An 8,338-nucleotide genomic window follows, 5' to 3' on the forward strand; every position below is an offset into this window, starting at 1 on the left:
CGACGCCATGCGAGCCGACGCGCGCCGCAACCACGAGCGGCTTCTCACCGAGGCCAGGGCCGCCTTCGCCGAACTGGGCGCGGACGCGCCCCTGGAGGAGGTCGCCCGCCGGGCCGGTCTGGGGATCGGGACGCTCTACCGGCACTTCCCCACACGGGCGGATCTGCTCGGTGCCGTCTTCCAGGAGGCCCTGGAGGCGCTCCTGCGGCGCTCGCGCGAGCTCGCGGGCGCGGAGGAGCCGTGCCGGGCGCTCGTGGAGTGGCTGCGCGCCCTCGTCGCCCACGCGGGCGAGTACCGGGGCCTCGCGCACGCGCTGATGTGCGCGTCGTCCGACCGGAGTTCGGCGCTGGCCTCGTGCAGCGAGCCGCTCCGCGCGGCGGGCGAGACGCTGCTCGGGCGCGCTCAGGAGGCGGGCGCGGTGCGTGCCGACGTGTCGATCGGCGATCTGATGCAGCTCACGAACGCCATCGCGCTCGCGGCGGAACAGTGCCCGGAGGACGGCGAGTTGGCGGACCGGCTGCTGGCCCTGACGCTCCGGGGCATCAAGGACTGACCGGGGAGCGGGTGCCGCGCGACCAGGGGCCCCTGGGAGGAAAGGGCCCCTCGGGTCCCGTCAGCGGCGGCGCATGTCCGCGACGCGGGCCGTGCGCTCCAGCGTCTCCGCCGCCATCCCGCCGCCGGGGCCGCGGAACTGACCACCCGCCAGACGTCCGCGCTGGACGGGGAGCGGCATGTCGCGGCGGTGCCGCACGCCCGGCGGGAGCGGCTCGCCGCCTGCCGCGCCGGGCCCCGCTCCCGTACCGGCGACGGCGATCTGCACCCCCTGGTCGGCGAGGGCCTGGAGCTCGGAGGCGGCCCGCTCGTCGTGGGCGGGGGGCTCGTCGGTGACCAGGCGGGTGATGACGTCCGTCGGCACCGTCTGGAACATCGTGTCGGAGCCGAGCTTGGTGTGGTCGGCGAGGACCACGACCTCCGCCGCCGCCTGCACGAGGGCCCGGTCCACGCTCGCGGAGAGCATGTTGGACGTGGAGAGCCCGCGCTCGGCGGTGAGCCCGCTCCCGGAGAGGAACGCCCGGGAGACCCGGAGCCCCTGGAGGGACTGCTCGGCCCCGCTGCCCACGAGGGCGTAGTTGGAGCCGCGCAGGGTGCCGCCGGTCATGACGACCTCGACGCGGTTGGCGTGCGCGAGGGCCTGGGCGACGAGCAGGGAGTTGGTGACCACGGTCAGTCCGGGCACGCGGGCGAGCCGGCGGGCCAGCTCCTGCGTGGTCGTCCCGGCGCCGACGACGATGGCCTCGCCCTCTTCGACGAGGCTCGCGGCGACGTCGGCGATGGCCGTCTTCTCCGCGGTGGCGAGATGGGATTTCTGCGGGAAGCCGGATTCTCGCGTGAATCCACCCGGCAACACCGCACCGCCGTGGCGGCGGTCGAGGAGTCCTTCTGCCTCCAGCGCCCGTACGTCTCTCCGTACGGTCACTTCCGAGGTCTGGACGACGCGGGCGAGCTCGCGGAGCGACACGGCCCCATTGGCTCGCACCATTTCGAGGATCAACTGGCGACGTTCTGCAGCGAACACGAAACTGACAGTAACGTGAGCTGGCGATAGTTTTCAGCACTATGCGCCGAATTGCAGAAGATGCGCACAGACGGGACCTCCAAGTGCTATGGGAGGTCCCGTCATTGATCGTTTTATGCCCGGTCTTGCCGGGGGTTGTCCGAGTCGGCGAACCGTTCCCGCAGGCGGGACCGGTGCCGGAGCGGGGTGCTAGACCTCGCCCGCCGACTTTCGGGTGTGCAACTGTCGTGCCACTTCGGCGATCGAGCCCGACAGGGAGGGGTACACGGTGAAAGCATTTGCGATCTGCTCGACCGTCAGATTGTTGTCGACCGCGATCGAGATCGGGTGAATCAGTTCGCTCGCCTTCGGGGCGACGACACAGCCGCCGACCACGATCCCGGTGCCGGGGCGGCAGAAGATCTTCACGAAGCCGTCCCGGATGCCCTGCATCTTCGCGCGGGGGTTGCGGAGCAGCGGCAGCTTGACGACCTTGGCGTCGATCTTGCCCGCGTCCACGTCGGCCTGGGTGTAGCCGACGGTGGCGATCTCGGGGTCGGTGAAGACGTTCGAGGAGACCGTCTTCAGGTTGAGCGGGGCCACCGCGTCGCCGAGGAAGTGGTACATCGCGATACGGCCCTGCATGGCGGCGACCGAGGCGAGCGCGAAGACGCCGGTGACGTCACCCGCCGCGTACACGCCCGGGGCGCTCGTACGGGAGACCTTGTCGGTCCAGATGTGGCCGGAGTCCTTCAGCTTGACCCCCGCCTCCTCCAGGCCCATGCCCGCGGAGTTCGGGATGGCGCCGACCGCCATGAGGCAGTGGGTGCCGGAGATGACCCGGCCGTCGGCGAGGGTGACCTCGACGCGGTCGCCGACCCGCTTGGCGGACTCGGCGCGGGAGCGGGCCATCACGTTCATGCCCCGGCGGCGGAAGACGTCCTCCAGGACGGCGGCGGCGTCCGGGTCCTCGCCGGGCAGCACGCGGTCACGGCTGGAGACGAGGGTGACGCGGGAGCCGAGGGCCTGGTAGGCGCCGGCGAACTCGGCGCCGGTGACACCGGAACCGACCACGATGAGCTCCTCGGGGAGCTCCTTGAGGTCGTAGACCTGGGTCCAGTTGAGGATCCGCTCGCCGTCGGGCTTGGCGTCGGGGACCTCGCGCGGGTGGGCGCCGGTCGCGATGAGCACGGCGTCGGCGGTGAGGGTCTCCTCGGTGCCGTCGGCCGCGGTCACGATCACCTGGCGCGAGCCGTCCACGGCCTGGCGGCCGGAGAGCCGACCGCGGCCGCGCAGGACGCGGGCGCCGGCGCGGGTGACGGAGGCGGTGATGTCGTGGGACTGGGCGAGCGCGAGGCGCTTCACCCGTCGGTTGACCTTGCCGAGGTCGACGCCGACGACGCGGGCGGCCTGCTCGATGTGCGGCGTGTCGTCCGCGACGATGATGCCGAGCTCCTCGTAGGAGGAGTCGAAGGTGGTCATCACCTCCGCCGTGGCGATCAGCGTCTTCGAGGGCACGCAGTCGGTCAGGACCGACGCGCCGCCGAGACCGTCGCAGTCGACGACGGTCACCTCCGCGCCGAGTTGGGCGCCCACCAGGGCCGCCTCGTATCCGCCGGGTCCGCCACCGATGATCACGATCCGGGTCACTGGGATCTACGCCTCGCGTCTCGTTCTGCTGGGGGGTCACCCCGCCTGGGTGCAGTGCGTACGCCATTGTCCCGCACGCTTCAAGTGCGTACCCCATTCTCCCGCACGACCGGCGCGGCCACGCGCCGGGGGCGGATTGGCGCGCCGGAGGCCCCCGCGCGGGGCGCGTCCGGCCCCTCCCCGCCGTCGCCACCTCGGAGTTCGCCGGACACCCCGCCCCCTCCCGTACCCTCGGTCCCATGTCGCTCTACGCCGCTTTCGCCGGCAACCTCGACGCACGGCTGATGAGCCGCCGCGCACCGCACTCCCCGCTGCGCGGCACCGGCTGGCTGAACGGCTGGCGGCTGACCTTCGGCGGCGAGCAGATGGGCTGGGAGGGCGCGCTGGCCACCATCGTGGAGGCCCCCCGTTCCCAGGTCTTCGTGGCGCTGTACGACATCGCGCCGATGGACGAGGAGTCCATGGACCGCTGGGAGGGCGTCGGCCTCGACATCTACCGGCGGATGCGGGTGCGCGTGCACACCCTCGACGGCGAGGAGCCGGCCTGGGTGTACGTGCTCAACGCGTACGAGGGCGGGCTGCCGTCCGCGCGGTACCTGGGCGAGGTCGCGGACGCGGCCGAGTCGGCGGGCGCGCCGCACGACTACGTGATGGAGTTGCGCAAGCGTCCCTGTTGATCCGGCCGGGCGGGCGCGGCCCGCCTCTTCGTCGGAAACGACAAGACAACGATCGCATGTCCGTCATCATCGTCATCTACGCGCGTAGGAATTCTCCGGCTACGCTTCTGCGCGTAACAAATCCGTCCGGGGCTCCCCTCGGACCCCCCTCCCCGAGGCGAGAGAGACAGTGAACGCAACTGCCACCCCGTACGAGGCCGCCGAGGCCGCTGCCGCCCGTCTTCGCGAGCTGACCGGAGTCGAGAACCACGACGTCGTCCTGGTCATGGGCTCGGGCTGGGCGCCCGCCGTCGACGCGCTCGGCGCCCCCGAGGCCGAGTTCCCGGTCACGGAGCTCCCCGGCTTCCCGCCGCCGGCCGTCGAGGGCCACGGCGGCAAGGTCCGCTCGTACAAGATCGGCGAGAAGCGCGCGCTGGTCTTCCTCGGCCGCACCCACTACTACGAGGGCCGCGGCGTCGCCTCCGTCGTCCACGGCGTCCGCACCGCCGTCGCCGCGGGCTGCAAGACGGTCGTCCTCACCAACGGCTGCGGCGGCCTCCGCGAGGGCATGCGCCCCGGCCAGCCGGTCCTCATCAGCGACCACCTCAACCTGACGGCGGCCTCGCCGATCGTCGGCGCGAACTTCGTCGACCTCACCGACCTGTACTCGCCGCGGCTGCGCGCGCTGTGCAAGGAGGTCGACGAGACGCTGGAGGAGGGCGTGTACGTCCAGTTCCCCGGCCCGCACTACGAGACCCCGGCCGAGATCAACATGGTCCGCGTCATGGGCGGCGACCTCGTCGGCATGTCCACGGTCCTGGAGGCCATCGCCGCGCGTGAGGCCGGGGCCGAGGTCCTGGGCATCTCGCTCGTCACCAACCTCGCCGCGGGGCTCTCGGGCGAGCCGCTCAACCACGAAGAGGTCCTGCAGGCGGGCAAGGACTCGGCGGCGCGCATGGGCGAGCTGCTGACGCGCGTCCTGGACCGTATCTGAGCCTCCGGCTCAGGCAGGGGCCGCTGCGCGGGGCCTCCTCCCCCACCCCGCCCCTTCCCGAAACCGGGGCTGCGCCCCGGACCCCGGTCCTCAGACGCCGGACGGGCTGAGAAGCCCCGGGGCTCCGCCCCGGACCCCGTACCGGCCTGCGGCCGTGCCCCCAAGCGCCGGGCGGACTGAGTTTCCGCCCGCAGGGCGGAAAATCCAGCCCCGCCGGCGTTTGAGGCGCGGGGGTCCGGGGGCGGAGCCCCTGGTTTCGGGAAGGGGCGGGGTGGGGAACAGCTCCGCGCAGCGGCCACCGACCCGCACCACCCCACCCGCCGCCGCCCCGAAAGGCACACCGTGACGCAGGACGACCTCCTCACCCGGGCCAACGCCTGGCTCGCCGAGGACCCCGACCCGGAGACCCGCGAGGAACTCGCCGCGCTGATCGACGCCGGCGCGACCGACGAGCTCGCCGCCCGTTTCAGCGGCACGCTCCAGTTCGGCACCGCCGGTCTCCGCGGCGAGATCGGCGCCGGGCCGATGCGGATGAACCGCTCGGTCGTCATCCGCGCCGCCGCGGGCCTGGCCGCGTACCTCAAGGCGAAGGGTCAGGACGGCGGCCTCGTCGTCATCGGCTACGACGCCCGCTACAAGTCCGCGGACTTCGCCCGCGACACCGCCGCCGTGATGACCGGCGCGGGCCTGCGCGCCGCGCTCCTCCCCCGCCCGCTCCCGACGCCCGTCCTCGCGTACGCCATAAGGCACCTGGGTGCCGTCGCCGGCGTCGAGGTCACCGCGAGCCACAACCCGCCGCGTGACAACGGCTACAAGGTCTATCTCGGCGACGGCTCGCAGATCGTGCCGCCCGCCGACGCGGAGATCGCCGCCGAGATCGACGCGGTCCGCTCGCTGAACGACGTCCCGCGCCCGGCGGACGGCTGGGAGACCCTCGGCGACGAGGTCCTGGACGCCTACCTGGCCCGTACGGACGCCGTCCTGACCGCCGACTCCCCCCGTACCGTCCGGACCGTCTACACGGCCATGCACGGCGTCGGCAAGGACGTCCTGACGGCCGCCTTCGCCCGCGCCGGCTTCCCGCCGCCCGCGCTCGTCGCCGAGCAGGCGGACCCGGACCCGGCGTTCCCGACGGTCGCCTTCCCGAACCCGGAGGAGCCGGGTGCCATGGACCTCGCCTTCGAGGCGGCCAGGGCCGTGGACCCGGACATCGTCATCGCCAACGACCCCGACGCCGACCGCTGCGCCGTGGCCGTGCCCGACGCCTCCGTCGAGGGCGGCTGGCGCATGCTCCGCGGCGACGAGGTCGGCGCGCTGCTCGCCGCGCACCTCGTGCACAAGGGCGCCACGGGCGTCTTCGCCGAGTCGATCGTCTCGTCCTCGCTGCTCGGCCGGATCGCCGAGGCGGCCGGTGTCGGGTACGAGGAGACGCTGACCGGCTTCAAGTGGATCGCCCGCGTCGACGGTCTGCGGTACGGCTACGAGGAGGCGCTCGGCTACTGCGTCGACCCCGAGGGCGTCCGCGACAAGGACGGCATCACGGCGGCGCTGCTCGTCGCCGAGCTGGCCTCGGTCCTCAAGGAGCAGGACCGTACGCTGCTCGACCTGCTCGACGACCTCGCCGTGGCCCACGGCCTGCACGCCACCGACCAGCTGTCGGTGCGCGTCGAGGACCTGAGCGTCATCGCGAACGCGATGGCGGCGCTGCGCGAGCGCCCGCCGGTCTCCCTCGCGGGCCTCACGGTCGTCTCGGCCGAGGACCTCACGAAGGGCACGGAGTCGCTGCCGCCCACGGACGGCCTGCGCTACCACCTGGAGGGCGACTACAAGGCCCGGGTGATCGTCCGTCCGAGCGGCACCGAGCCCAAGCTCAAGTGCTACCTGGAGGTCGTCGTCCCGGTCGCCGACGCGAGCGGGCTGGCGCCCGCGCGCGCGAAGGGCGCGGAGCTCCTCGGCGCGATCAAGCGCGATCTGAGCGCGGCCGCGGGGCTCTGACCCCGCCGCGCACCATGTGAGAGGGCCGGTACGGAAGCTTCCGTACCGGCCCTCTCACGTGTGTCCCTCGGCTGTCCGTACGCGGGTCAGCCGATCGCGATCAGGATCACGAGCAGCAGCAGCCCGGCCGCGGCCGGGGCGATGATCTCGTACGCCCAGCGCACCTGCGGCTCCCCCTGCGCCTCGGGGTCGCGCCCGTGGCGCTCGGCGAGTTCGCGCAGGTCGGCGATGGTCTGGTCGGCGGGAGCGGTCCGCGAGCCGCTGTCCTTGACGTCGGCGGTGGTGGAGGTACGGCCGTGGGGGTCGTCCTGCGAGGCGCGGGCGGCCTTGCGGGCGGCCTTCTTGCGCTGGCGCAGCGAGACGGGGATCGCCCACAGCTGGAACTTGGCGCCGCTCTGGGTGAAGACCTCGCTGGAGTACCCGGCGCGGACGTCCGCGACCGTGCCCCAGGGGAGCGCGATCGAACGGAACGGGTTGCGGATCCGGAGCCGCTGGTTGTTCACGTACACCGCCGGGCGGATCGTGAAGGCGACGATCAGCGGCACGGCGAGGACGAACCCGGCGAGCGCGACCCAGGGCGCGTTGCCCTTGCCCCGGATCATGGCGTCACCGGCGAACCCGGCCGCGAGGAGCACGAGGAAGATCCCGCTCGCGATCCCGAGGGGCGAGCGGAAGACTCGGTCGGCGTAGGGCTGTTCGGCCGTCGGCCGATCGGGGGTCGGCTCGGAGCCGGGCTCGGGGGTCGTCATGCCGCCGATTGTGCCTCAGGGCGCCGTCGGCGGCTCAGGCGGCCCGCGTGGCCACGAGGTCCGCGTACAGGATGATGTTGTCGGGCCGGTGGCCGTCGACGAGCTCTCCGCCGCAGGTGATGATCCGCAGCTCAGGGCGGGTGGTGTCGCCGTACACCTTGGCGGTGGGGAAGGTCTTCTTGTCCACCTGTTCGAGCTCCCTGACCCGGAAGACGGCGGCCTTGCCGTCCGCGCGTGTCACGGTGATCTCGTCGCCGACGCGGACGCGGGAGACGTTCCTGAGGACGGCCGGGCCGCGCGCGGTGTCGAAGTGGCCGATGAGGACCGCGGGGCCGGTCTGGCCGGGCGTGACGCCCTTCTCGTACCAGCCGACGCGGTCGGCGTCCGCGACCGAGGGCACCTCGACGGTGCCGTCGGCGTTGAGCCCGAGACTCAGGATCGGCCCGGTGTCGACCCCGGCGGAGGGCAGCGCGACCCGTACGGGCAGGGAGCGGCCCAGCGGGGCGACGGGGGCCGTGCTCTTCGTCGGCGCCGGGACGGCGGCCTCGGAGACCCGGGCGGGGAGGGGCGTGCCGGGGGTGGGGGCGGTGGCCGGGGCGGTGGCGCCGGCGGAGCAGCCGGTGAGGGCGACGAGCGCGAGGAGGAGGGCTGCGGCGGTACGGGTACGAGCGCGGTTACGGGTACGGGTGCGGGTCTGCATGACGGCTCCGGACGGCGGTACGGGGTGTGGCCGGGGGCG

The 8,338-nt window shown here is 73.1% G+C and carries 8 protein-coding genes; 4 read left to right on the forward strand and 4 right to left on the reverse strand.

What is annotated here, in order from left to right; all coding sequences use genetic code 11:
- The first annotated feature begins 7 nt into the window (after positions 1–7).
- Positions 8–553, forward strand: a complete 546-nt coding sequence (locus ACFC0Z_RS26565) for a helix-turn-helix domain-containing protein (protein WP_360808709.1) — start codon at positions 8–10, stop codon at positions 551–553.
- 60 nt (positions 554–613) lie between these two features.
- Here ACFC0Z_RS26565 and ACFC0Z_RS26570 read toward each other — a convergent pair whose 3' ends face one another.
- Both ACFC0Z_RS26570 and ACFC0Z_RS26575 read right to left on the reverse strand, forming a co-directional pair.
- A complete protein-coding gene (locus ACFC0Z_RS26570; RefSeq protein WP_376443128.1) occupies positions 614–1,540 on the reverse strand; it encodes a DeoR/GlpR family DNA-binding transcription regulator in 927 nt (308 codons plus the stop codon).
- A 225-nt stretch (positions 1,541–1,765) separates the two neighbouring features.
- A complete protein-coding gene (locus tag ACFC0Z_RS26575; protein WP_376442743.1) occupies positions 1,766–3,205 on the reverse strand; it encodes an NAD(P)H-quinone dehydrogenase in 1,440 nt (479 codons plus the stop codon).
- 239 nt (positions 3,206–3,444) lie between these two features.
- Here ACFC0Z_RS26575 and ACFC0Z_RS26580 point away from each other — a divergent pair, with 239 nt between their 5' ends.
- The 3 genes from ACFC0Z_RS26580 to ACFC0Z_RS26590 all read left to right on the forward strand — a co-directional run bounded on the left by ACFC0Z_RS26580 (position 3,445) and on the right by ACFC0Z_RS26590 (position 6,850).
- Complete coding sequence (locus ACFC0Z_RS26580; RefSeq protein WP_317874135.1) at positions 3,445–3,882, forward strand: gamma-glutamylcyclotransferase; 438 nt, start codon at positions 3,445–3,447, stop codon at positions 3,880–3,882.
- Between the two features lie 169 nt (positions 3,883–4,051).
- Positions 4,052–4,855, forward strand: coding sequence for a purine-nucleoside phosphorylase (locus ACFC0Z_RS26585; protein ID WP_376442747.1), 804 nt, complete (start codon positions 4,052–4,054; stop codon positions 4,853–4,855).
- A gap of 342 nt (positions 4,856–5,197) precedes the next feature.
- The gene (locus ACFC0Z_RS26590; RefSeq protein WP_376442750.1) at positions 5,198–6,850 is read left to right on the forward strand and encodes a phospho-sugar mutase; all 1,653 of its coding nucleotides are present in this window, start codon (positions 5,198–5,200) and stop codon (positions 6,848–6,850) included.
- A gap of 86 nt (positions 6,851–6,936) precedes the next feature.
- Here the strand turns inward: ACFC0Z_RS26590 and ACFC0Z_RS26595 are convergent, their stop codons facing one another.
- Entirely contained in the window at positions 6,937–7,599 is a 663-nt protein-coding gene (locus ACFC0Z_RS26595; RefSeq protein WP_376442753.1) for a PH domain-containing protein, read from the reverse strand.
- Between the two features lie 34 nt (positions 7,600–7,633).
- Positions 7,634–8,299, reverse strand: a complete 666-nt coding sequence (locus ACFC0Z_RS26600) for a class F sortase (protein WP_376443130.1) — start codon at positions 8,297–8,299, stop codon at positions 7,634–7,636.
- Between the last annotated feature and the right edge of the window lie 39 nt (positions 8,300–8,338).

Source organism: Streptomyces sp. NPDC056144, assembly GCF_042264145.1.
Taxonomy (GTDB): Bacteria; Actinomycetota; Actinomycetes; order Streptomycetales; family Streptomycetaceae; genus Streptomyces.